Genomic DNA, 22797 nt, shown 5'->3' with positions numbered 1-22797 from the left:
CCCCCGGGGAAACCCATCAGCCCCGCAGCGCCGAGACGAAGATCGCGGGCAGCTTGGCCCAGCTCGGCTTGCCCGTGAACGCCGTGAGCAGCCGTCCGGTCGAGGCGGCCGTGCGGTTGTTGACGAACCACGGCGGCTTCGGCGAGATCGACAGCTCTCCCCCGATCAGCGAGCGCGGCGACGGGCGGAACGGCCCGCGGACCACGGTTCGCTCGGGCTTCTCGAGCAGGAAACCGTTGTGCACCACACCGATTCCGCTCTGCACGTCGCTCAGCGTGTGGCCGGGGAACGCGCCCCAGGTGGCGTGCGGCGTCAGGTAGCCGACGCCGGTCCAGGCGTTGACCGCCACGGTGCCGTAGTGCAACGTCTCGATCATGGCGTCGAACGCCTTGCCCAGCGCCTTGATGGTGGCCGGCGCCGCGACGATGTTGACGCCCAGGGTGCCGACGAAGTCCTCGTTGGCCAGGCGGGTGGCCTCGCGGACGAACTCGACACCGTCACTGTCGAGATCGACGACGCCGTAAACCGGCGAGAAGTACTCGGTGTTGAGCAGTGCGGTGCGGTCCTCGGGATCCACCACCAGCACCCGGTCGCCGAGGCGCTGCGCCTTCGGATACGTGGCCTCGGCGCTGGCGACGCGGGAGTCGGAGCCAGGGTAGTAGGCGGCGCGGTTGGGCGCGGCGGCGATGGCCTTGGTCAGGGCCGCCACGAACTCATCGCGCTGCGCCCACTTCGAGGACAGCACCACGACCTGCGACGCCACGCAGTTGTAGCCGTTGTTGTGCAGCCGCTGCGTGGCAATGTGGTTGGCCTGGAACGCGATATCGGCCTTGCTCCACTTGCCGGGCACGACGATGGTCGGCGACACCCCGCCGAGCTCGCTGGTGATGTCCTTGTGCAGGATCGGTTCGCCGGCTGCCTTGCGCCGGGCGCCCTCTTCCCCGACACCGAAGACGATGGCGTCGTGCGTCAGCGCACTGCCGGTCATGTGCACGTGGTCCACCGCGTCGTGCTGCACCAGGTAGGTGCCGACATCCGCGCCACCGGTGAGGATCCGCACCGCGCCGAGCGCGATGAACGGCGCCAGCACCTTCGTCAGCACCGGTAGGAGCGGATCGGTGACCGGGTTGAGCTTGAGCGCCACCACCCGGTTGTTGGCGATCAGCTCGTAGACGGTGTCCAGCGGCGCGATCGAGGTGATGTTGCCGGCGCCGAGCACGACGCCGATCCCGTTGCTCTTGCCCGGATCCCGCTGCGCAAGGCCGGCGGTCCGGATGGCTTCGTCGCGGCTGACGCCCGGCTGCAGCCACACCTGCGCACTGAATCCCGACAGCAACAACTTGTCGAAGACGTTGAGCGGCAACACGTTAACCGTCGTGCGGCCCGCCGCGGTGCCGAACGTGGCACCGTCCAGCGGGCTCTTGCCGGCCTCCAGTTTGGCCAGGCTCGCCGACAACGCCGCCGCCCCGGCGGCCAGTGGGTACGGGCCGGAAATCCACTCCTCACCGACCAGCGGCGATTCCGGATTCAGCTGCTTGATCCGGATCGCGGCCTCGACCCACTCGGCGCCGTGCTGCACCGCCAACTGCTGCACGTCGTCGAGAATCTCGCGCCGGCGCGCCAGAGAGGTTGCCGCCCAGGCCTTCTCGCCTTCGGCGAGCTCATTCAGCGCCTGGTCCACCAGGGCCGTGTACGCAATGTCCGTCATGTACTGAATTCTCCCGGTGGTGCGGTCGGTATGGGCCGGAATCAGCCGGCGTGCGCTTCGAATTCCAGCAGCGCGTCGCTGTGGTTGTGCTCGTACGGCTTGGGGCCCTTGCCGAGCGCCCGCTTGGCGACGAGCTGCTGGTACTGCTCGAACGGCGTGGTCCGGCCCCACTTCGCCCGCGCCTCGGCCGGGGTGTAGGTGACGGGGTTCTGGGCGGGAATCTTCATCAGCGTCGGGCCGACGATCGGCGTGGTGTGCGGCGTGGTGAAGTCCAGGATCGCCAGTTCCAGGCGCGGGACGCTCGCCACCGCGCGCAGGAGCGGCCGCGCGATGAGCTTGGCGACGAAGTCGTCAGAGTAGTTCTGCGGGATACCACCGAGGGTGCGCATCCACTTCGGCATGGTCGCGATGATGGCCCGGCGCATCGGCCAGTTGAACACGCGGCGCATCCAGCTCGGCACCCGCTCGGGCAGGATGTGATAGCCCAGGTCGACGAGGTAGTTCATCATGTTCTGGGCCACCTCGGAGCCGGCCATCTGCGGCCGGTACTGCTCGAAGTACTGCTGGATGCCCTCCCGCGTGCGCGGCACGTCGTCGGGGTTGATCGTCTGGAATTCCGCGGCCCGCGCGCACTCTTCCCAGTACTGCAGTTCCTCGGCCTCGGTCAGCTTGCCGGGGCCGAACATCTCGTAGGTGTAGAGGATCGAGTGCCACGCGGTCAGGTGGATCCACAGCTGCGAGTACGGGTCGTTGGCGTCGAACGGCTTGCCGGTGATCGGCTCCGTTCCGATGGCCTTGCCGTGAATCTTGACCAGGATCTCCGAAGCGTCCAGCACGGCCTCGGCGTCACCGAAGGCCACCAGCGCGAAGTACTGCATGGTGCGGTCGTAGCGCAGCCGGGTGCGGGCGTACACCTGGCCGCTGGCGTCCACGGCGGCGGCGAGGTACGGGTCGAGGTGCTCGATGGTCACGGCGCGGGCGAAGCCCAGCAGCAGCGACGTCGGGTAGCTCCACACCCGCCAGGTGACGGAGTCGGGTCCGAAGAAGCCGTAGTCGACCGCGGGCGTCAGCTCTGTGTCCGTGACCGGTAGCCCGGCGACGCGGCGAAAAGTGGCGACAGCATCCATCGTCGTTCCCCTTTGAACATGAAGGCGCCACCCACTGGCGCGGTGCGCTAAATGGTACGGCACGTACCACTAGATAGCTAGACTCCCACCGATTGGCTGCATCAGGTAACTCCCGACCAGGTACATGAGGTAAACAAGGAGCCATGGCGAGTGCCACCACCGGTCGCTGGGCCGGACAACGCGAGCGCAGGCGCGCTGAGTTCATCGACGCTGCCCTCGTCGTGATCGAGCAACACGGGCCCCAGACGTCGACCGAACAGATCGCCGCGCATGTGGGCGTCAGCCGCACCAAGCTGTACCGGCACTTCGTCGACGCCGCCGACCTGCAACGCGAGGTCGCGCACCGGACCGCCCAGATGATCACGGCCGAACTCGCGCCGGTGTGGCAACCCGAGGGCAGCATGGCGCAGATCGTCAAGGCCGGCGTGAGCGCGCACGTCCACTTCCTGACCCAGCACCCCAATCTGTACCGCTACCTGCAGCGATGCTCGATCGACGAGGGCTTCAACGCCTTCGCCGACATCAAGATCACCATCGCCAACCTGCTGACCGCGGTACTCAAGGTGTACGTGGCGGCCTTCGACGTGCGGGCCGACGCCGAGCGGTTGTCGTACAGCATCGTCGGCCTCGTCGAGACCGCCGCGGGGCACTGGCTCGAGCAGCCGCTGCGCGACACGCAGGACGCGCTGGTTGCCGATCTGACCCGCTGGATCTGGCTGATGCTCGACGACTCACTGCGCGCGGGCGGCGTCTACCTCGCGGCGGACGAAATCCTGCCGCCGGCCGCGGAGATCGCCGCGAACTCGGATCGCTACCGGGATCCGGCGCGCTTACCGGCCCTGAATCTCTAGCGGCGTCAGGTCGCGTCGGGGTCGAACTGCGTCGTCCCCGACTGCGGCTGCGGGGCGGCCCCGGGGGCGCCCGGGGTGGGCGGAATGCCGTTGACCTCGGGCGTGGTCAGCGGCTTCGTCTGATCCGGAGGCGCGGGGGTGTCGAAGGCGCCGGTGAGGAACGAGTCATCACCGTCGAGCAGGTGCTTGGTCAGTGCCGCGCGCGGCGTCATGCCGCGCAGTTTCTGCAGCTCACTGAGGGGCTGGCGCAGGTCCTCGAATTCCGGCCCGAGGTCCTGACGCAGCTGGCTGGTCGCGCCGCTGAGGTACTCCCGAACCTGTTTCAGGCTGCCGGCCGTCCATCGGATGGCACCGGGCAACCGCTCCGGGCCGAGGATGACGAGGCCCGCGATGACCAGCACGAGCATCTCGCCCCATCCGATGTTGCCGAACATCAGCTGGCCGGGGTGTCTGCGTTGGGCACGACGGTGAGCGTGACGTGCCGGCCGTCGCGGATCACCTCGATGGGCGCCGGCTGACCGATCTGCAGCTGCCGCACCGCGACCACGAACTCGTCGGCGTCGGCGACCTTGCGGTTACCGACCTTCACCACGACGTCGTTCTCGACGATGCCGCCCTTCTCCGCGGGGCTGCCGGCGACGACGTTCACCACCTGGGCGCCCGAGGCGACCTTGTCGCTGGCCGACTTGGCGTTGAGGCCGAGCGTCGGGTGGAAGATCTTGCCGTCCTTGATCAGGATCTCGACGGTGGCCTTGACCTCGTTCACGGGGATGGCGAAGCCCAGACCACTTGCGCTGTCGGACAACGACTTTCCGGCCGTGTTGATGCCGATGACCTCGGAGTTCATGTTGATCAGCGGGCCGCCCGAGTTGCCGTGGTTGATCGAGGCGTCGGTCTGGATGCCGTCGATGACGGTGTCGGTGTCGGACCCTTCGCCGGACAGCGGCACGGGGCGATGCAGCGCGCTGATGATGCCGTGCGTGACGGTGCTGCGCAGGCCCAGCGGGGCGCCGGCCGCAATGACCTCGTCACCGACCTTGACCTTCTCTGCATCACCGAACTTCGCGACGGTCAGGTTGTCGACGTTGTCGACCTTCAGCACCGCGAGGTCGGTCTTGGGGTCCCGGCCGACGAGGTTGGCCGGCACCTGCTTGCCGTCGTTGAACACCACCGAGATGTGGTACTGGCTGGGGTTCTTGGCCGCGTCGGAGATGACGTGGTTGTTGGTGACGACGTAGCCGCGGCCGTCGACGACGACGCCGGAGCCCTGCGATCCGTCGGTATCGCCCATCGCCTCGATGGTGACCACCGAATCAGCCACGGCGGCAGCGACTTTCGCGAACCGACCCTCGGGCAGGTCGCCGCCGTCACTGGTCTTCAAGGTGACCTTGGACGTGGTGAAGGCCTCGACCACCTCGGCGGTCTTGCGTCCGACGACGCCACCGAGAATGCCGATGACCAACGACAGCAGGGCCAGCACCGCGAGGGCCGTCATCGAGACCTTGCGGCCGAACAGCACGTCGCGCACGCCGAGCTTGCCGACGGGAGCGGCCACCACCACCGGAGGCGGCGGGGGCAGCGCGGGGGTGCCGAGCCACGGCGCGGCCGACGGATCACGCCACGGGTCGGCGACGGCCTCGTCGTCGTCCTTGCCCTCGGCCTCCAACGCGCCGGCATCGGCGGGATGGCGCTGCAGCGAATCGACGCCACCACCGGGCCGGCCGAAGGCTTCGGCGAGCACGGGATCGGGCGCCTGATTGGTGGGGGTGTACTCCCCCTGGTTACGAATCTGGTCCTCGGCGAGGAAGGAACCGGTGAAGCCCTCGGGCCGGCCGAACGCGCGCTGCGACGCGGGGTCGACCGGGGTGCGCGTCACCGGACGCGGAGCCAGACGGGGGCGATCGCCGGACATGTCCTGATTCGTCACCGGTGTTGCACTCCCCATCTACTGGCTCTGTCTGCCCGACCCGCCTGAGCGGGCGTGGCGGTCACTCAAAATTCAGGCTCAACCCTACCGGCGACGACGACGTTCCCGCGGCGGCCGATCGGCAAAGTCCCGGTCTTCGATCCCGGACGCCTGGATATCCGCGAACTGCGTCGATGTGTCGTTCGGGATGTTCGCCAAGGCGCCCAGCAAGGACGTGGGCGCGATGATCGGGCAGGAATCGCGCAATGCGCTCCGGGCCTGACCCTGCGCGTCCACCTCGGCGGCGCAATCCGGGCACTGGGACAGGTGATGGGCCGCGCGCAGGTGCGCACCCATCTGCAGCTCACCGTCGACGAATGCGGCGATAGCCTCGATGGCCAGGTGCTCCGTGGACCCGAAGCGCCGTGGGCCGACGGGGCCGTCGGTCTGCGAGGCGAACTGCGCGGGCAGCCAGGAGAACGCACGACGGAACAACTGTCCCCGGTCGACCATCACCGAGCTCCTCTCCGCGCCACGCCTTCGTCCGTGTTGCCGTTACTACTGAATGTAGCGCGACAACCTGGGACGGATACGTCACAACGCTCAGGCGGACTTGGCGGAGATGGCCGCGGCCGCCTCGGAGTAGTCACCCGGATGGCTGGCGAGGTACTCGCGCAGGGCCTGCCGGCCACGGTGGATGCGGCTGCGCACGGTGCCGAGCTTGACGTCCAGCGTCGCGCCGATCTCCTCGTACGACAGGCCTTCGATGTCACACAGCACCACAGCGGCACGGAACTCCGGGGGCAGCGAGTCGAGTGCGGCCTGCAGGTCCGGCCCGAGCCGCGAATCGTGGTACAGCTCCTCGGGGTTCGGGTCGTCGGCAGGCACCCGGTCGTAGTCCTCCGGCAGCGCCTCCATGCGGATACGGGTGCGGCGACGGACCATGTCCAGGAACAGGTTGGTGGTGATGCGGTGCAACCAGCCTTCGAACGTGCCGGGCTGGTAGTTCTGCACCGAGCGGAACACCCGGATGAACGTCTCCTGGGTGAGGTCTTCGGCGTCCTGCGGGTTACCCGACAAGCGGTAGGCCAGCCGGTACACGCGGTCGGCGTGCTGACGGACCAGCTCGTCCCACGACGGCATGGTGGCCACATCGCCAGTGGCATCGAAGACGGCGGTGCCGGTCAATTCGTCGCTGACTTCAGCCCAATCCAGCTCGGCTTCGGCGACCGGGACATGGGACATGTGGGTCGGGGCAAGCTTTGTGGGGGCCGGCATGGCGGTCGTGGCAATCTCCAGTTCCGTAGGTTCCGCGTCGTCGACACATGACGCATCAGCAGAAACCGGTACCTGGAGTCCGATATTCCCGATCCCGCGAATGTCCGGCGACTGCCGGAGTCCGGAATCGGCTTGCAGATCGTTCACACTCGCGTGCATGGCGATTACGGTTCCCCACCCTGGTGAGGTTGATGTATGAGCAAACTGAACTTTTCCTGAGAAACCCCGCGCCAGCTCCATGACCTGCGAATACCCGTTATATGTTCGCCAAAACTTAACCTTGCACCCCGGGCGTGGCGCGCCGTCGCTCAGGATCGTTCCGCGGCCGGCTGAGACCACCGACCTATTGCGCGTGTACTGACCGGCGGCGTGCTGGGCGTTCGTTACGCTGCGCACATGTCCAGCACCGATGACCCGACGGTTTCGGCCGGCAGCAACCAGCCTGATCCGGCACAGCCGGCTCCAGCGGCACCCGCCCAGGCGCCGGCCCAGCCCGTCGCTGCCGCACCGGCCGCTGCACCCAAGCCGAGCACGGCCGAGGCCATCGTCAAGCACGCCGAGCGGTCCATCACCGAGGAGCCGATCACCGCGGCGACCCGGGAGCGCGCCGAGGAGAGCGGAGCCAACCCCGTCACCCCGGCCGTGGGCGCACTGCTGAGCGTGCTGGCGAAGATCGCATCGGCCAAGGCCGTCGTCGAGGTCGGCACGGGCGCCGGCGTCAGCGGGTTGTGGCTGCTGTCCGGCATGCGTGAGGACGGCGTGCTGACCACCATCGACGTCGAGCCCGAGCATCAGCGGCTGGCCAAGCAGGCGTTCGTCGCCGCGGGCGTCGGACCGTCCCGGACCCGGCTGATCGTGGGCCGCGCGCAGGAAGTCCTGACCCGGCTGGCCGACGAGTCCTACGACCTGGTGTTCATCGACGGCGAGCCCGCCGATCAGCCGCAGTTCGTCGCCGAGGGCGTCCGCCTGCTGCGATCGGGCGGCGTGATCGTGGTGCACCGCGCGGCGCTCGGCGGTCGCGCCGGCGACGCAGCCGCCAACGACCGCGACGTGACGGCGGTGCGCGAGGCCACCCGTGCCATCGCCGAGGACGAGCGGCTCACCCCGGTCCTCGTCCCGCTCGGCGACGGGCTCTTGGCCGCGGTCCGCGACTGACGCCACTGCGCGTCGGCCGCGTTGACCCTGTACTCAGGGCGCAAAAAGTCGAGTAACCCGCGCCCACACCACAGAGTCAACAGTGGGCACACCGGGAATCGCCTTGACCCTGCACCCAGGGCGTAGAAAGCCGAGTAACCCGCGCCCACACCGCAGAGTCAACGGTGGGCACACCGCGAATCCCGCTGACCCTGCACGCAGGGCACAAAAAGTCGAGTAACCCGCGCCCACACCGCAGAGTCAACAGTGGGCACACCGCGAATCCCATTGACCCTGCACCCAGGGCGCAAAAGGTCGAGTAACCCGCGCCCACGCTGCAGAGTCAACGGTCCGCGGCTGAATCTTTACGGGCTCTTGACGGTCAGATCCTTGACGCCCGACTGAACGCGTGTTTAACGTACTAAACATGCGTTCAGTCGAGGACCTCACCACCGTCGCCCGAATCCGCGACGCGGCGATCGAACAGTTCGGCCAGCACGGCTTCTCGGCCAGCGTCCGCAGCATCGCCACGGCCGCCGGGGTCAGCGCGGCATTGGTGATCCACCATTTCGGCTCGAAGGAGAAGCTGCGCGAAGCCTGCGACGCCTACGTCATCGAAACGGTTCGGGCCGCTAAAACCGAGTCGATGCAGAACGCCAGCCCGAGCGCGTGGTTCGCGCAGCTCGCCGAGATCGAATCCTTCGCGCCCATGACCGCCTATCTGATGCAGGCCCTGCAGACCGGCGGCGACCTCGCGAAGTCGCTGTGGCAGAGCATGATCGACAACGCCGAGGGCTACCTCGAAGAGGGTGTGCGCGCCGGGACTCTCAAGCCCAGCCGCGATCCCAAGGCCCGCGCCCGGTTCCTGGCTCTGACGAGCGGTGGTGCGCTCCTGACCTACATCCAGCTGCACCCCAACCCGACAGATTTCCGCCAGGTGCTGCACGACTACGCGCAGGACATGCTGCTGCCCTCGCTCGAGCTCTACACCAACGGCCTGATGGCCGACCCAACCATGTACGAAGCATTCCTGGCGCAGCGCGAAGCAGGCCAACCCATCGTCACCACCACTGAGGAGTGAATGTGAACGCCGCCATCGAAATCGACACCCTGACAAAGAACTTCGGGGCGGTCCGGGCACTCGACGGACTCAACCTGAGGGTCGAACGGGGCGAGGTGCACGGCTTCCTGGGGCCCAACGGCGCGGGCAAGTCGACGACGATCCGCATCCTGCTCGGGCTCGTCCGCGCCGACGCCGGCTCGGTCCGCCTCCTCGGCGGCGACCCCTGGACCGACTCCGTGGCCTTGCATCGCCACATCGCCTATGTGCCGGGCGATGTCACGTTGTGGCCGACGCTGACCGGCGGCGAGACCATCGACCTGCTGGCCCGGATGCGCGGCGGCATCGACGAAAAGCGCCGCGCCGAGCTCACCGAGCGGTTCGACCTGGACCCCACCAAGAAGACCCGCACCTACTCGAAGGGCAACCGGCAGAAGGTCTCGCTGGTGTCCGCGTTTGCCTCGAACGCCGACCTGTTGCTGCTCGACGAGCCCAGCAGCGGCCTGGATCCGTTGATGGAGAACATCTTCCAGCAGTGCGTCGCCGAGGCCGCCGGCCGCGGCACCACCGTCCTGCTGTCGAGCCACATCCTGGCCGAGACCGAGCGACTGTGCCAGCGGGTGACGATCATCCGCGCCGGCCGGACCGTCGAGACCGGGACGCTGGAGTCGATGCGGCACCTGTCGAGCACCACCATCAAAGCCGACATGATCAACAACCCGGGCCGGATCGACCATCTCCCAGGGGTTTCCGACATCTTCTTCGACGGCCGGACGCTCACGGCGCGCGTCGAATCGGAGAGCCTCGGCGCCGTCATCAAGGCACTCGGCGATGCCGGCGTGCGCTCACTGGTGAGCCAGCCACCCACCCTCGAAGACCTGTTCCTGCGGCACTACGACAACGGCCGGAGCCGCCGCGAATCCGAGCAGGTGCGGGCATGACCGCCGCCGTGGACCGCCCGGCCCGGCCCGCCCGGCCCGCCGCCGGGGCATCCAGCTTCACCGGAACCCTTGGGCTGCTTCGTCTTTACCTGCGCACCGACCGCATCGTGCTGCCGCTCTGGGTGCTGCTGCTGTCCCTGCCACTGTCGACGGTGTACATCGGCAGCATCGAGGCCGTCTACCCCACCGCGGCGGCCCGCGCCGGATTCGCCGCGAGCATCATGGCCAGCCCGGCCCAGCGCGCGATCTACGGCAACATCTACAACGACAGCCTGGGCGCGGCCGGCATCTGGAAAGCCGGCATGTTCCACGTGCTGATCGCCGTCGCCGTCATCCTGACGATGATCCGGCACACCCGCGCCGACGAAGAGGCCGGACGCACCGAGTTGATCGACTCGACGGCCGTCGGCCGCAACGCGAGCCTGACCGCCGCGCTGCTGCTGACAGGCGGCGGCTCGGTGCTCACCGGCTTGCTCGGCTTCCTCGGACTGCTGAATACCGATGTGCCCGTGACCGGTTCACTGGCCTTCAGTTGCGCGCTGGCGGCCTCCGGGCTGGTGTTCACCGCCGTCGCGGCCGTGGCCGCACAACTCTCCGCCAGTGCCCGCGTCGCACGCGGTACCGCCTTCGGCGTCCTCGGCGCCGCGTTCACGCTACGGGCAGTGGGCGACGCGAGCGGCAGCGAGCTGTCCTGGGTATCTCCCCTGGGCTGGTCACTTCTGGTCCGCCCGTACGCCGGCGACCGGTTCGGCGTGCTGGCCCTGCACGTGACGCTGACCGCCGCCCTGGTGGTACTGGCGTACCAACTTCAGAATGGTCGCGATGTCGGCGCCGGGATGTTCGCCGAACGGCGCGGCCGGCCACGGGCCAACGGGATGCTCCGTGGCCCAACAGGATTGGCGTGGCGACTGACCCGCGGCTCGGTGCTGGTGTGGACCGTCGGGCTCGGGCTGTACGGGCTGCTGGTCGGCAGCGTCGTCCACGGTATCGGCGACGAGCTGGGCGGCAGCGACTCGGCCCGCGACATCATCACGCGCCTCGGCGGTACCAGCGCACTGGAGGAGGCCTTCATGGGGATCGCCTTCAACATGCTCGGCATGGTCGCCGCCGCGTTCGCGGTCTCCCTGGCCCTGCGGCCCCATCAGGAGGAGACCGGCCAGCGTGCCGAGACACTGCTCGCCGGAGCGGTGAGCCGGATCCGTTGGCTGACGGGCTATCTGGCGATCGCGCTGGCCGGCACCACCGTCGCGATGCTGACGTCCGGGCTGCTGGCCGGCGTGACCTACGGCGCCGCGGCCGGCGACATCAGCGGCAAACTGCCCCTGGTGCTGGGTTCGGCAGCGGTGCAACTGCCCGCCATCTGGCTCCTGATCGCGGTGACGACAGTGTTGTTCGGGGCGGTGCCGCGGTTCGCCCCGGTGGCGTGGGGCGCCCTGGTCGGCTTCATCGCGGTGTATCTGCTTGGTTCGCTGGCGAATTCACCGCACTGGGTGCTGGACCTCGATCCGTTCAGCCACATCCCGCGGGTCGGGTCGGGCAGCTTCACCGCGACGCCACTGGTGTGGCTGCTGGTTCTGGACGCAACTCTGATCATCTTGGGCGCCTTGGCTTTCCGGCGCCGGGATCTACGGTAGGAGAAATCATGAAACTCGCTCTGCAGGCACTCGCCTCGGCGGCTGGGGGCATCGTCTTCTTCGCGGTGTTGCTGTGCGTGCCGGCCGGCACCATCCACTATTGGCAGGCCTGGGTTTTCATCGCGGTCTTCATGGTCGCCACCATGGGCCCGAGCATGTACCTGGCCGTCAAGCATCCCGAGGCGCTGGCGCGACGGATGCACGGCGGCCCGAAGGCCGAGACCCGACCGGTGCAGAAGGTGGCCATCTGGGCGATCCTCGCGTCGGTGGTCGGGACCGGTGTGGTCAGCGCCCTCGACTGGCGCTTCGGCTGGACCCACGTGCCCACGGCGGTCGTGGTCCTGGGCAACGTCGTCGTGGGGGTGTCCCTGGTCGCGGCCCAGTGGGTCGTCATCCAGAACAACTTCGCCGGCGCGAGTATCTCCGTGGAGGCCGATCAGCCTGTCATCTCGACGGGTCTGTACGGGATCGTGCGGCACCCGATGTACATCTGCGCCCTCATCATGATGCTCGCGACCCCGCTGGCACTGGGCTCCTACTGGGGGCTGGTCCCGGTGCTCGTCGCTGCCCCGGCGCTCATGGCCCGAATCTTCGACGAGGAGAAGATGCTGCGCACCGAGTTGCCCGGCTATCTCGACTACACCCGCAAGGTGCGCTACCGGTTGGTCCCCTACGTCTGGTGACACCGAGCGATTTGTGCACGAAAATCCGCGGACAGCGCGGGAAATCGTGCACAAATCGCGGAGACTGAACGGGTGGAACTGTTCACCGGGCTCGGTCTGGCCACCGCGTCGGGCCTCAACGCCTACATCCCCCTGCTGGCGATGGGCCTACTGGGACGCTTCACCAACCTCGTGGAGCTACCGCACCCGTGGGCGTGGTTGACCAACGGCTGGGTGATCGGCATCGTGGCCGTGCTGTTGGTGGTCGAGATCGTCGCCGACAAGGTGCCCGCACTCGACAGCGTCAACGACACCATCCAGACGTTCGTGCGGCCGACCTCCGGCGGCATCGTCTTCGGCTCCGGCACCGCGGCACAGACCGCCGCGGTCACCGATCCGGGCGCGTTCGCCAGTTCCGGCCAGTGGATTCCCGTGGTGATCGGGGCGGTCACCGCACTCGTGGTGTCGCTGACCAAGTCGACGGTGCGGCCCGTCGCGAACGTCGCCACCGGCGAGCTCGCGGCGCCCGTGCTGAGCACCGTGGAAGACGTGGCCAGTGTCGGCCTGGTGATCGTCGCGATCGTGCTGCCGGTGCTGGTTCTGGTCGCGCTGGCGCTGCTGATCTGGGCGGCGGTGGCGCTGCTGCGGCGTAGAAGGCGCCGGAGCACGACCGACGCGACCGTCTAGATCCAGACGCCCTTACCGACCGCGACCACGCCGCCGGCACTGACCGAGAAGCGTTCGCGGTCCTTCTCCAGGTCCACGCCGACCATCTCGCCGGGGCCGACGACGACGTTCTTGTCCAGGATGGCGTGCCGCACCACGGCGCCGCGACCGACGCGCGCACCCGGCATGATCACGCTGCCCTCGACGATGGCGCCGTCGTCGATCACGACGTTGGACGACAGCACCGAATTGCGCACGGACGCAGCCGAGATGATGCTGCCCGCGCCGACGACCGATTCCTGCGCCGAACCGCCGTTGACGAACTTGGCGGGGGCCAGATGCTCCGACTCCCCCAGGATGGGCCAGCGCCGGTTGTAGAGGTTGAACACCGGGTGCACCGACACCAGATCCATGTGGGCGTCGTAGAACGCGTCCAGCGTCCCGACGTCACGCCAGTAGCCGTGGTCGCGCTCGGTGGCGCCGGGGACCTCGTTGTCGTTGAAGTCGTAGACGGCCGCCATCCCGTCGGCGACCATCTGCGGGATGATGTTGCCGCCCATGTCGTGGTCGGAGTCGTGGTTCTCGGCGTCCACCCGGATGGCATCGATGAGCGCCTTGGTGGTGAACACGTAGTTGCCCATGGAGACGAACGTCTGCTCCGGGTCGTCGGGCGTGCCCGGCGGATCGGACGGCTTCTCGATGAAGCTGCGGATGCGGCCCGACTCGTCGGCGTCGATGCAGCCGAACGCCGACGCCTCAGCCCGCGGCACCCGGATGCCCGCGACCGTCGCGCCCGCTCCGCTCTCGATGTGGAACCGCACCATCTGCTCGGGGTCCATGCGGTACACGTGGTCGGCGCCGAAAACCACGATGTAGTCCGGGTCCTCGTCGTAGATGAGGTTCATCGACTGATAGATGGCGTCGGCCGAGCCGGTGTACCAGCGCGGGCCCAGCCGCTGCTGCGCCGGGACCGGGGTGATGTACTCGCCCGCCAGACCCGACAGCCGCCAGTTCTGCGAGATGTGCCGGTCCAGTGAGTGCGACTTGTATTGCGTCAGAACGCAAATCCGCAGGTATCGGGCGTTGACCAGGTTGGACAGGACGAAATCGATCAGTCGGTAGGCGCCGCCGAACGGAACGGCGGGCTTGGCGCGGTCCGCCGTCAGCGGATACAACCGTTTGCCCTCACCGCCGGCCAAGACGATTCCCAGCACCTGCGGCTGTTCCCTCATGCCACCAAACCTAGTAGCCACCAACCGAAGCGGCCAGACATACGCCCCAACCCGCCGCACGCGTTAACGTCATCGACATGCGGGTGGCGATGATGACGCGGGAGTATCCACCGGAGGTTTACGGCGGCGCGGGCGTGCATGTGACCGAACTCGTCGGCCAGCTCACGAAGCTGTGCGACGTCGACGTCCACTGCATGGGCGTGCACCGGCGGGACGCCTTCGTGGCCCAGCCCGATCCGCTGCTCGCCGGGGCCAACGCGGCCCTGACGACGCTGTCGGCGGACCTGGCGATGGTCAACAACGCGTTCGCCGGTCCGGCCGCCATGCCGGATGTGGTGCATTCGCACACCTGGTACACCGGGATGGCCGGGCACCTCACGGCGCTGCTGCACGGCATCCCGCACGTGCTGACGGCGCACTCGCTGGAGCCGCGGCGGCCGTGGAAGGCCGAGCAACTCGGTGGCGGCTACCGCATCTCCTCGTGGGTCGAGCGCACGGCGATCGAAGCGGCCGACGCCGTCATCGCGGTCAGCGTGGGCATGCGGGCCGACGTCCTGGCCACCTACCCGCAACTGGACCCCGCGCGAGTGCACGTGGTGCGCAACGGGATCGACACCGACGACTGGTACCCCGTCGAGGCAGGCCAGACCCTGGTCGACCTCGGGATCGATCCGGACCGGCCGATCGCGGCGTTCGTCGGGCGGATCACCCGGCAGAAGGGCGTCGGCCACCTCATCGCGGCGGCCCACCGGTTCGACCCCGATGTGCAGCTGGTGTTGTGTGCGGGCGCGCCCGACACCCCGGAGATCGCCGCCGAGGTGGCGGCCGCGGTGAAAGAGCTCAGCGCGACGCGCGCCGGAGTGCACTGGATCCAGGAGATGCTGCCGCTCGAGAAGATCCGGGAAATCCTGGCGACGGCAACAGTTTTCGTCTGCCCCTCGGTCTACGAGCCGCTCGGCATCGTCAACCTCGAAGCCATGGCGTGCGGCACCGCCGTGGTCGCCTCGGACGTCGGCGGCATTCCCGAGGTGGTCGACGACGGCACCACCGGATTACTGGTGCACTACGACGCCGAGGACGCGGTGGGGTTTGAGACAGGGCTCGCGGACGCGGTCAACGCGGTGGTCCGGAACCCGGAACAGGCCCGCACATTCGGGCAGGCCGGCCGTCGGCGGTGCATCGAGGAGTTCTCCTGGATGCAGGTCGCCCAGCAGACGCTCGACATCTATCGGAGCGTCTGCGGCTGAACTAGCTGGTGACGTTCTTCAGTTCGTCGCCCAGGGCTGCGGCCTCATCCGGGGTCAGTTCGACCACCAGACGACCGCCACCCTCCAGCGGTACCCGCATGACGATGCCGCGCCCCTCTTTGGTTGCTTCCAGTGGACCGTCGCCGGTCCGGGGCTTCATCGCCGCCATCGGGTGCTCCCTCCGCACGCGCCCGGACCGCATCCACGGTCCCGGATCAAGGCCGGAGCCACCCACTCAGCGGGTCGGCTCACGGCACTGAACTGCAACTGAACTATGTCTATTGTTCCCTATCGCTACCGGAGGGTGTGAAAGACCCGCCCGTCACGCCTCCGACAAGCTGTACCGGGGCACCCAACAGGCCTCGACATGGTCGTCGACCATCCCGGTGGCCTGCATCAACGCATACGCCGTGGTCGGGCCGACGAACCGGAAACCGCGGCGCTTGAGTTCCTTGGCCATGGCCACCGATTCGGGTGTGGTCGCCGGGACCTGCGCCAGGTCGGCCGGCCGCGGCCGCGCCGCCGGCGCGAACGACCACAGCAGCTCATCGAGGTCCAGACCCTCGTCGATCACCCGGGCGTTGGCGATGGTCGCCTCGATCTTGGCGCGATTGCGGACGATGCCCGGATCGGCCAACAGCCGGTCGATGTCCTTCTCCCCGAAGCCGGCGACCGTGGAAACGTCGAAACCCTTGAACGCCGCCCGGAAGTTCTCTCGCTTGCGCAGGATGATCAGCCAGGACAGGCCACTCTGGAACGCCTCCAGCGAGACGCGCTCGAACAGCGCCTGCGTGCCGCGCAGCGGACGGCCCCATTCGGTGTCGTGGTAGTCGCGGTACAACACCGCGTCCGCAGTCTCTCCAATGTCGACCCACCCGCACCTGGTCTGCTCGACGGCAGTCACTGCTCGGCGTCCGCGGTCTGCGCACGCAGCGTCGTCAACTCGCCGCGCAGCGAGTCCAGCTCCTGCGCCAGCCGGTCCAGCACCCAGTCGACCTCGCTGGTCTTGTACCCGCGCAGGGTCTGTGTGAACTTGACGGCGTCGACGTCGGCACCGGTGACACCGGATGCGGGCAGCACGGTGGCTGTGGTGCCCCGCGCCAGCGGCGGCAGCTGCTCGCTGCGACCGAACAGCACGGTGCCCAGGGCGAACAGCACCACCGCGACCAGGATCAGCACCACGAGGTAGATCAAAATCAGCGTCACACCGACGATCCTGCCGGATGGCACCGACAAGTGCCGCCGAGGCGGGTCAGCGCAGGGTGTTCATGGCGGGACGGTCGATCAGCGACACCGTCGAGGTGCGGGGCGTGACGGCGTCGCCGTCGGCGAAGAACTGGGTCAGCCCGACGCCGGAATCGCTGATGCCGCAGCGCGACAGCAGCGTGGCGATCACCTGACGGCTCATCGCCGCCAGCTCGGTCAACGGCCGGTTGCGGTGCGTGCGCACGCCGAGGTTGACCTGGGCGATGGCGTCGAGGCCCAGCTTGTCGTAGGTGTCGATCAGCAGACCGATCTCGACGCCGTACCCCGGTGCGAACCCCACCGACGTCAGCAGCTCCCGGGTGCCGGCGTACTCGCCGCCCAGCGGCTGCAGCAGGCACGTCAGCTCGGGTCGCAGGGACGCCAGCAGCGGGCGCGCCACCAGTTCGGTGACCCGGCCGCCGCCGTTGGCGTCTTCGGAGCCGCCGACCTTGAGCGGCCGCCGGTAGAAGCCCTTGACCAGATGCACACCGTCGGCGAGCAGCAACGGGCCGAGGAGCTTGGGCACGAACATCGGGTCGGGGTCGAGCAGGTCGGAGTCGACGAACACGACGATGTCGCCGGTGGTGGCCGCCAGCGAGCGCCACAGCGCCTCGCCCTTGCCGGGCTGGACCGGCACCTCGGGCAGGGCCTGTTCGCGGCTGACGACCCGGGCGCCCGCCTCGATGGCGCGCAGTTCCGTCTCGTCGGTGGAACCGGAGTCGAGCACGACGAGCTCGTCGACCAGACCACCCAGCAGCGGGCTGATGCTGTCGATGACGTCGGCGACGGTCTCTTCCTCGTTCAGCGCGGGCAGCACGACCGAGACGGTCCGGCCGGCCTTGGCGGCCTCGAGCTCGGCGATGGTCCAAGAGGGCCGGCTCCAGCTGCGTTCTGCCAGCCAGGCATGGCGAGCGATGCCTTCTGCGGTCAAATCGGGCGTTAGGGTCACGCGAGTCCCCTCACTGTTCGGCTCGGTGGACGCCCGCCCTGGATCGAAGCGACCATTTCCAGGACGCGTCGGGTGGGGCCCACCTCGTGCACCCGGAACATGGCGGCGCCGTCAGCGGCGGCGAGTGCCGTCGCGGCCAGCGTCCCCTCCAGGCGCTCGGTCAGTTCGACACCTAAAGTCTCCCCCACGAAATCCTTGTTACTGAGGGCCATCAGGACTGGCCATCCGGTATTTACAAGATCTTTTACATGGCGCAACAAACTAAGACCGTGGTAAGTGTTCTTGCCGAAATCGTGCGTCGGGTCGATCAGGATGGCGTCGCGCGAGACGCCGACATCGACGGCATGCCGCGCCGCTGACGTGACCTCGGCGATGACGTCGTCCACCACACCCCGTTCGGTGACGCCGTAGTTGACGCGGAAGGGCCGGGTGCGCGGCACTGCCCCGCCGGTGTGCGAGCAGACCAGCCCCGCCCCGAATTCTGCGGCCACCTCGGGCAGCCCGGGATCGGCGCCGGCCCAGGTGTCGTTGATCAGGTCGGCCCCGGCCGCGCAGGCCTGCTTGGCCACGTTCGCGCGCCAGGTGTCGACGCTGATCAGTTGGTCGGGGTATTCGCCGCGTAGCCACTCGATGAACGGCACCACGCGCGCGATCTCCTCGTCGGCGTCGACGGTGCTGCCGGGTCCCGCTTTGACGCCGCCGATGTCGATGACGTCGGCACCCTCCGCGATCTTCTGGTGCGCCGCGTCCTTGGCCGCGCCGTCGCTGAAGGTCGCCCCCCGGTCATAGAAGGAATCCGGGGTGCGGTTGACGATCGCCATGATCAGCGCGCGATCGCCGGCCACCTGGCGACCCAGGAACTGGCCCCTTGGACAGGACTGCACGACTCCCAGGCTATCGGGCTGCCGCAAATCCGCCGATTTCGCCGCCCCAACGGTCTCGACGTGAACTGCACCGAGCGACCCGGAGACGTCGATGACGTGGTGACGGGCTGATGGCCTGCGTCAGCGCGGCTTCTTGCCGTCCTTCACCTCGACGGGGTACTCGGGGTAGAACGGCACGTAACCCTCGTCGCGGCCGGACAGCACGTAGATGGGGTCCGATACCTCGTCGCCGTAGCCCTGCGTGCGCAGGTCCACCTTCTGGTTCTTGAACGTCGAGGTGTGCGCCAGCTCGGGCACGATCCGGATGAACAGCGGCACCGCGTAGGCGGGCAGGTGCTCGAAGCCGGCCTTGGCCAGGCGCGCGCCGTCGAATTCGGCGCCTTCGCGCAGCTGCACCGACGCCATGCCGGCGCGGCCGCCGCAGCCCGGCACCTCGACGCCGTACACCGTGCACTCCTCCACCTGGTCGTCGGCGCCGAGCGCGGCCTCGACCTCGGTGGTGGCGACGTTCTCGCCCTTCCACCGGAAGGTATCGCCGAGCCGGTCGGCGAACGCGGCGTGCGCGAAGCCCTGCGACCGCATCAGGTCACCGGTGTTGAACCAGACGTCGCCGTCCTTGAATGCGTTGCGCACCAACTTCTTCTCGCTGGCGGCCTTGTCGGTGTAGCCGTCGAACGGCTGCAGGTTGTTGACCTTGCTGAGCAACAGGCCCGGTTCGCCGCGCTTGACCTTGCGCAGCCGGCCGTCGGGCCCGCGGGCCGGCTCGCCGGTCTCCAGGTCGTACTCCACGTAGACGACGGGCGACGGGCAGATGCCGGTGGTCTTGTCGATGTTGAACACGTTGACGAAGCCGGTGTTGCCCTCGCTGGCGGCGTAGAACTCGCATACCCGCTTGATGCCGAAGCGCGAAGTGAATTCGTCCCAGATCGCGGGGCGCAGTCCGTTGCCGGCGATGACCCGGACCTTGTGTGCGCGGTCGGTGGGCTTGGGCGGCTGGTTCAGCAGGTAGCCGCAGATCTCGCCGATGTAGATGAAGGCGGTGGCGTCGTACTTGATGACCTCGTCCCAGAACCGCGAGGCGGAGAACGACTTGCCCAGCGCCAGCGCGGCACCGGCGTTGAGGGCCGACGACGTCGCGACCGTCAGCGCGTTGTTGTGGTACAGCGGCAGGCAGCAGTACAGCGTGTCGCTGCTGTTCAGGCGCAGCCCCAGCCCGCCGAATCCGCCGAGCGCGCGCAGCCAGCGGTAGTGCGTCATGACACTGGCCTTGGGCATCCCGGTGGTGCCCGAGGTGAAGATGTAGAACGCCTTCTCCTTGGCCAGGATCTGGCTGGTGCCCACCGGGTTGGCGGTCGACTGGCCGACGGCCAGCTCGCGTAGCTCCTCGACCGACATGAGACCCGTCGTCAGCTCCGCAGCGGCACCGCACTCGATGACGGGCTCGTGAAAGTCCGACTCGGTGACCAGGACCTTGGCGCCGAGCAGGCCGAGGCTGTGCGCCAAGACATTGCCGCGCTGGTTGTAGTTGATCATTCCGGCGACCGCGCCGCACTTGACGGTCGCCAGCATCAGCAGCACGGCGTCCGGCGAGTTGCGCAGCATGATGCCGACCACCGAACCCGGACCGACGCCCTTGGCCGCGAGCACCGACGCGTAGCGGTTGACCGTCGAGTTGGCCTGACCGTAGGTGATGCGCTGGTCCTCGAATTTGATGAAGACCTTGTCCTTGTTGGCCACTGCGCGTTCCTGGAACACCTTGCCGATGGACGTCTTCGCCGTCGGGCTGGCACCGAAGCCGGTGATCAGGCCGCGAAGGATCACCGGGGCGTCGGACAGGAAACCGGGCAGTTGCTTAGCAATATCGAGCAGCCCGACGCCGGTGCGTGATGTCTCGTCACTCATGCCCGGTGAGCCTAGTGAGCGATGTCACGCGGCGCACAAGCAGCCATGGCCTCGTCGACGTCCTTGACGACGATGAGCCGGTCGAGCGCGGCCCGCTGGACGTAACCGGTGTCGACCAGCGTGTGCAGCCAGGCCAGCAGGCCGTCGTAGTGGCCGTGCGGATCGAGCATCACCAGCGGCTTGTCGTGCATGTTGAGGTAGCCGGCCGTCCAGGCCTCGAAGAACTCCTCGAGGGTGCCGATACCGCCGGGCAGCGCGATGAAGGCGTCGGACCGGTCCTCCATGATCTGCTTCCGCTCGCGCATGGTGTCGGTGACGATCAGCTCGCTGGCGTTCACGTCGGCCAGCTCGCGATGCACCAGCTTCTTCGGGATGACGCCGATGGTGCGGCCGCCGTTCTCGCGGGCTCCGTCGGCGACGGCGCCCATCGCCGAGACGTTGCCGCCGCCGGACACCAGGGTCCAGCCTTTCGCGGCGATGGCCCGGCCCACATCGCCGGCGAGGGTGAGCAATTCGGGATGACGGGGACCGGCGGCGCAGTAGACACAGACGGCGTAGGGATTTTCGGGGGTGTTGTCGGCCAGCACAGCACAACGCTAATCGAGCGATGCCGTCCGCCGCGCAGCCATAGGATCGGACCGTGGTGCTCAGCCAGCTGAAAGCGGGCGTCGAAACCCGGGCCGGTGCGCTGCTGACGGGTGCCCGCGGGTCTGGCAAGACCACATCGGCGCGCGTGGCTTTCGACGAGCTGGCGCCCGGCTTCGAACGAGCAGCCTGGATCACCGGCACCGCCGCCGATTCGCGGGTGCCGTTCGGTGCTTTCGAGCGGCTGTTCACGGTGCCCGAGACGGGCCGGACGATCCAGGTGCTGCGCGCGGCGCGGGAGGCGCTCGGGACCGGACTGCTGTTGGTCGTCGACGACGGGCATCTGCTCGACCGGCTGTCGGCGTCGTTGGTGTATCAGCTCGCGGTGTCGGGAGCGGCCCGGGTCATCGTCACGGCGGAATCGAATCAGTCTCTGCCCGAGGGTCTTTCGTCGCTGGTTCGGGACCGGTTGGTGGTTCCGGTGACTGCTGACGAGCCGGTCCGTGCTGTGGTGCCGCACGATTCTGCGCCGCCGCCACCCGACGGCGACGGCGTCGTCGGCCGGCTGCGGCGTGTGGTGCGGGCGCTCGACGGCGGCGACGCATTACCCGTCGCCGAACTCGCTGCCGCCGCCGACGATGCCCTGCGCCTCGGCGATCTCGAACTGGCGGAACGGCTGGGGCGGGCGGCGCTGCCGGCCGGCGGCCTGGCCACCCGGGTGACGTTGAGCTATGCCCTGGCCTGGCAGGGACGCGGCGTCGATGCCGACGCGGTGCTGGCCGAGGTCGACGCGTCCGCGCTGACCGAACCGGCCCTGATGATGTGGGCACTGCCCCGCGCGGCCAACCAGTTCTGGATGCTCTCCGAACCGGAGCGGGCGACGGCTTTCCTGCGCACCGTCAGAAGCCGCGTCCAGACGCCGGCGGCGCAGGTCACCCTGGACGCCTTGTCGGCGACGTTCGCGATGAACGCCGGCAATCTGAACCGGGCCATGCAGCTCGCCGACTCGGTGTTGGCCAGTGCCGAACCGAGCGACACCGCCGTCGGCTGGGCGGCGTCGGCGGCCGCGCTGAGCTGTGCTCGCACAGGCCGGTTGACCGAGGTGGACGGCTTCGCCGAGCGCGCCCTGGCCGCCGGGCAGCCGGGTCTGTTGCGGTTCACCAGCGGGTTCGGGCAGACCACGGTCCTGCTGTTGGCCGGCGAGCCGGACAAGGCTCAGCAGCTGGCCCAGGAGCTGATCGACTTCACGCAGTCCCAACAGCCCGGGCGGGCCATCGGCGAGGTGCTGCTGGCCGACATTCTGATCGCACGAGGCGAGCTCGACGCGGCGATCGAAGTACTGCAGGGCGCGACGAAAGTACTGGCGCGCACCGGATATTCGTGGGGTCCGCTGGCATGGATGCTGTTGGCGCGGGCGCTCGGCCAGCGTGGGGCCACCGCCGAGGCGGGCCGGGCTCTGGCCCGTGCCGAAGCCAGGCACGGCTTGAAGTCGATGTTGTTCGCGCCCGAATTGGCCCTGGCCCGCGCCTGGACCACCGCCGCTCGGCGGGACCACCACGGCGCGATCGCCGCCGCCCGCGAGGCGCTCCGCGCCGCCGAGCGGGGCGGCCAGTCGGCGGTGGCGCTGCGCGTCCTGCACGACGCGGCGTTGTTGGGCGATGTCCGGGCCGCGGACTGTTTCGACCGCGTCGGCGTCGACTGTGCGTTCGGCAGGCAGGCTCGGGCCGTGGCGGCGGAGGTCGCCGCCGATCGCGCATGACCATTTGCCGCAGGGCACGTCATCGAC

23 protein-coding genes are annotated in these 22797 nt (G+C 68.5%); 9 read left to right on the top strand and 14 right to left on the bottom strand.

All coding sequences use genetic code 11. The annotated features are described in order from the left end of the window. Positions 1-16 precede the first annotated feature (16 nt). Positions 17-1708, bottom strand: coding sequence for an aldehyde dehydrogenase family protein (locus ACJEIK_RS06215; RefSeq protein WP_409431198.1), 1692 nt, complete (start codon positions 1706-1708; stop codon positions 17-19). A gap of 41 nt (positions 1709-1749) precedes the next feature. Beyond that, positions 1750-2835, bottom strand: a complete 1086-nt coding sequence (locus tag ACJEIK_RS06210) for an oxygenase MpaB family protein (protein WP_064857796.1) — start codon at positions 2833-2835, stop codon at positions 1750-1752. A 143-nt stretch (positions 2836-2978) separates the two neighbouring features. On the opposite strand from ACJEIK_RS06210, the gene ACJEIK_RS06205 reads away from it, so the two are divergent. Further along, positions 2979-3686: a TetR/AcrR family transcriptional regulator gene (locus ACJEIK_RS06205; RefSeq protein WP_082934543.1), complete on the top strand. Its 708-nt coding sequence runs from the start codon at positions 2979-2981 to the stop codon at positions 3684-3686. 5 nt (positions 3687-3691) lie between these two features. On the opposite strand, the gene tatB is transcribed toward ACJEIK_RS06205, so the two are convergent. From tatB to sigE, 4 genes are all read right to left on the bottom strand, one after another. Next, positions 3692-4120: a Sec-independent protein translocase protein TatB gene (tatB, locus tag ACJEIK_RS06200; protein ID WP_061007151.1), complete on the bottom strand. Its 429-nt coding sequence runs from the start codon at positions 4118-4120 to the stop codon at positions 3692-3694. Then, positions 4120-5613, bottom strand: a complete 1494-nt coding sequence (locus ACJEIK_RS06195) for a S1C family serine protease (RefSeq protein WP_409431197.1) — start codon at positions 5611-5613, stop codon at positions 4120-4122. Before ACJEIK_RS06195 ends, tatB begins: the two co-directional genes overlap by 1 nt. A gap of 84 nt (positions 5614-5697) precedes the next feature. Next, a complete protein-coding gene (gene rseA / locus ACJEIK_RS06190) occupies positions 5698-6105 on the bottom strand; it encodes an anti-sigma E factor RseA (protein ID WP_061007153.1) in 408 nt (135 codons plus the stop codon). 90 nt (positions 6106-6195) lie between these two features. Next, the gene (gene sigE / locus ACJEIK_RS06185) at positions 6196-7029 is read right to left on the bottom strand and encodes an RNA polymerase sigma factor SigE (RefSeq protein WP_082762086.1); all 834 of its coding nucleotides are present in this window, start codon (positions 7027-7029) and stop codon (positions 6196-6198) included. Between the two features lie 237 nt (positions 7030-7266). Here sigE and ACJEIK_RS06180 point away from each other — a divergent pair, with 237 nt between their 5' ends. The 6 genes from ACJEIK_RS06180 (at position 7267) to ACJEIK_RS06155 (ending at position 12988) form a co-directional block, all read left to right on the top strand. Next, positions 7267-8025, top strand: coding sequence for an O-methyltransferase (locus ACJEIK_RS06180; RefSeq protein WP_234789560.1), 759 nt, complete (start codon positions 7267-7269; stop codon positions 8023-8025). A 406-nt stretch (positions 8026-8431) separates the two neighbouring features. Then, a complete protein-coding gene (locus ACJEIK_RS06175) occupies positions 8432-9085 on the top strand; it encodes a TetR/AcrR family transcriptional regulator (RefSeq protein WP_061007091.1) in 654 nt (217 codons plus the stop codon). After that, positions 9082-10005: an ATP-binding cassette domain-containing protein gene (locus tag ACJEIK_RS06170; RefSeq protein ID WP_406775609.1), complete on the top strand. Its 924-nt coding sequence runs from the start codon at positions 9082-9084 to the stop codon at positions 10003-10005. The genes ACJEIK_RS06175 and ACJEIK_RS06170 overlap by 4 nt, the downstream gene beginning before the upstream one ends. Continuing rightward, positions 10002-11639: an ABC transporter permease gene (locus ACJEIK_RS06165; RefSeq protein ID WP_409431196.1), complete on the top strand. Its 1638-nt coding sequence runs from the start codon at positions 10002-10004 to the stop codon at positions 11637-11639. Before ACJEIK_RS06170 ends, ACJEIK_RS06165 begins: the two co-directional genes overlap by 4 nt. 8 nt (positions 11640-11647) lie before the next feature. Then, positions 11648-12322 (top strand): methyltransferase family protein, encoded by a 675-nt coding sequence (locus ACJEIK_RS06160; RefSeq protein ID WP_406775607.1) that lies wholly within the window; start codon positions 11648-11650, stop codon positions 12320-12322. Positions 12323-12394: 72 nt separating this feature from the next. Then, positions 12395-12988 (top strand): DUF4126 domain-containing protein, encoded by a 594-nt coding sequence (locus tag ACJEIK_RS06155; RefSeq protein WP_406775606.1) that lies wholly within the window; start codon positions 12395-12397, stop codon positions 12986-12988. Here ACJEIK_RS06155 and glgC read toward each other — a convergent pair. Beyond that, positions 12985-14199 carry a glucose-1-phosphate adenylyltransferase gene (gene glgC, locus ACJEIK_RS06150; protein WP_061010717.1) on the bottom strand — a complete coding sequence of 405 codons (1215 nt, stop codon included), beginning with the start codon at positions 14197-14199 and terminating at the stop codon, positions 12985-12987. The genes ACJEIK_RS06155 and glgC overlap by 4 nt on opposite strands. Before the next feature lie 77 nt (positions 14200-14276). Here glgC and glgA point away from each other — a divergent pair, with 77 nt between their 5' ends. After that, positions 14277-15446: a glycogen synthase gene (gene glgA / locus ACJEIK_RS06145; RefSeq protein ID WP_409431195.1), complete on the top strand. Its 1170-nt coding sequence runs from the start codon at positions 14277-14279 to the stop codon at positions 15444-15446. A gap of 1 nt (position 15447) precedes the next feature. Here glgA and ACJEIK_RS06140 read toward each other — a convergent pair whose 3' ends face one another. From ACJEIK_RS06140 to ACJEIK_RS06110, 7 genes are all read right to left on the bottom strand, one after another. Beyond that, positions 15448-15615: a DUF3117 domain-containing protein gene (locus tag ACJEIK_RS06140; RefSeq protein ID WP_005059648.1), complete on the bottom strand. Its 168-nt coding sequence runs from the start codon at positions 15613-15615 to the stop codon at positions 15448-15450. Between the two features lie 153 nt (positions 15616-15768). Next, entirely contained in the window at positions 15769-16350 is a 582-nt protein-coding gene (locus ACJEIK_RS06135) for a DNA-3-methyladenine glycosylase I (protein ID WP_409431194.1), read from the bottom strand. After that, positions 16347-16652 carry a DivIVA domain-containing protein gene (locus tag ACJEIK_RS06130; protein ID WP_060999033.1) on the bottom strand — a complete coding sequence of 102 codons (306 nt, stop codon included), beginning with the start codon at positions 16650-16652 and terminating at the stop codon, positions 16347-16349. The genes ACJEIK_RS06135 and ACJEIK_RS06130 overlap by 4 nt, the downstream gene beginning before the upstream one ends. A 46-nt stretch (positions 16653-16698) precedes the next feature. Then, entirely contained in the window at positions 16699-17622 is a 924-nt protein-coding gene (locus tag ACJEIK_RS06125; protein WP_409431656.1) for a glucosyl-3-phosphoglycerate synthase, read from the bottom strand. Positions 17623-17636: 14 nt separating this feature from the next. Next, positions 17637-18461, bottom strand: a complete 825-nt coding sequence (folP, locus tag ACJEIK_RS06120; protein ID WP_267324953.1) for a dihydropteroate synthase — start codon at positions 18459-18461, stop codon at positions 17637-17639. Positions 18462-18644: 183 nt separating this feature from the next. Next, on the bottom strand, positions 18645-20426 hold the full coding sequence (gene fadD6, locus ACJEIK_RS06115; protein WP_409431193.1) for a long-chain-acyl-CoA synthetase FadD6: 1782 nt from the start codon (positions 20424-20426) through the stop codon (positions 18645-18647). A gap of 11 nt (positions 20427-20437) precedes the next feature. Beyond that, positions 20438-21013, bottom strand: coding sequence for a TIGR00730 family Rossman fold protein (locus tag ACJEIK_RS06110; protein ID WP_133425593.1), 576 nt, complete (start codon positions 21011-21013; stop codon positions 20438-20440). A 101-nt stretch (positions 21014-21114) separates the two neighbouring features. Here ACJEIK_RS06110 and ACJEIK_RS06105 point away from each other — a divergent pair, with 101 nt between their 5' ends. Beyond that, a complete protein-coding gene (locus ACJEIK_RS06105; RefSeq protein WP_409431655.1) occupies positions 21115-22770 on the top strand; it encodes an AAA family ATPase in 1656 nt (551 codons plus the stop codon). Positions 22771-22797: the final 27 nt, after the last annotated feature.

It is taken from the genome of Mycobacterium sp. SMC-16 (genome assembly GCF_046250085.1).
Classification (GTDB): domain Bacteria; phylum Actinomycetota; class Actinomycetes; order Mycobacteriales; family Mycobacteriaceae; genus Mycobacterium; species Mycobacterium phocaicum.
This window is presented reverse-complemented; position numbering and strand designations above follow the sequence as displayed.

Bases quoted from the DNA above. Each gene is read 5' to 3' on its own strand.
- ACJEIK_RS06215 (WP_409431198.1), bottom strand. From the start codon at position 1,708: ATGACGGACATTGCGTACACGGCCCTGGTGGACCAGGCGCTGAATGAG.
- ACJEIK_RS06210 (WP_064857796.1), bottom strand. From the start codon at position 2,835: ATGGATGCTGTCGCCACTTTTCGCCGCGTCGCCGGGCTACCGGTCACG.
- ACJEIK_RS06205 (WP_082934543.1), top strand. From the start codon at position 2,979: ATGGCGAGTGCCACCACCGGTCGCTGGGCCGGACAACGCGAGCGCAGG.
- tatB (WP_061007151.1), bottom strand. From the start codon at position 4,120: ATGTTCGGCAACATCGGATGGGGCGAGATGCTCGTGCTGGTCATCGCG.
- rseA (WP_061007153.1), bottom strand. From the start codon at position 6,105: ATGGTCGACCGGGGACAGTTGTTCCGTCGTGCGTTCTCCTGGCTGCCC.
- sigE (WP_082762086.1), bottom strand. From the start codon at position 7,029: ATGCACGCGAGTGTGAACGATCTGCAAGCCGATTCCGGACTCCGGCAG.
- ACJEIK_RS06180 (WP_234789560.1), top strand. From the start codon at position 7,267: ATGTCCAGCACCGATGACCCGACGGTTTCGGCCGGCAGCAACCAGCCT.
- ACJEIK_RS06175 (WP_061007091.1), top strand. From the start codon at position 8,432: ATGCGTTCAGTCGAGGACCTCACCACCGTCGCCCGAATCCGCGACGCG.
- ACJEIK_RS06165 (WP_409431196.1), top strand. From the start codon at position 10,002: ATGACCGCCGCCGTGGACCGCCCGGCCCGGCCCGCCCGGCCCGCCGCC.
- ACJEIK_RS06160 (WP_406775607.1), top strand. From the start codon at position 11,648: ATGAAACTCGCTCTGCAGGCACTCGCCTCGGCGGCTGGGGGCATCGTC.
- glgC (WP_061010717.1), bottom strand. From the start codon at position 14,199: ATGAGGGAACAGCCGCAGGTGCTGGGAATCGTCTTGGCCGGCGGTGAG.
- glgA (WP_409431195.1), top strand. From the start codon at position 14,277: ATGCGGGTGGCGATGATGACGCGGGAGTATCCACCGGAGGTTTACGGC.
- ACJEIK_RS06140 (WP_005059648.1), bottom strand. From the start codon at position 15,615: ATGGCGGCGATGAAGCCCCGGACCGGCGACGGTCCACTGGAAGCAACC.
- folP (WP_267324953.1), bottom strand. From the start codon at position 18,461: ATGGCGATCGTCAACCGCACCCCGGATTCCTTCTATGACCGGGGGGCG.
- fadD6 (WP_409431193.1), bottom strand. From the start codon at position 20,426: ATGAGTGACGAGACATCACGCACCGGCGTCGGGCTGCTCGATATTGCT.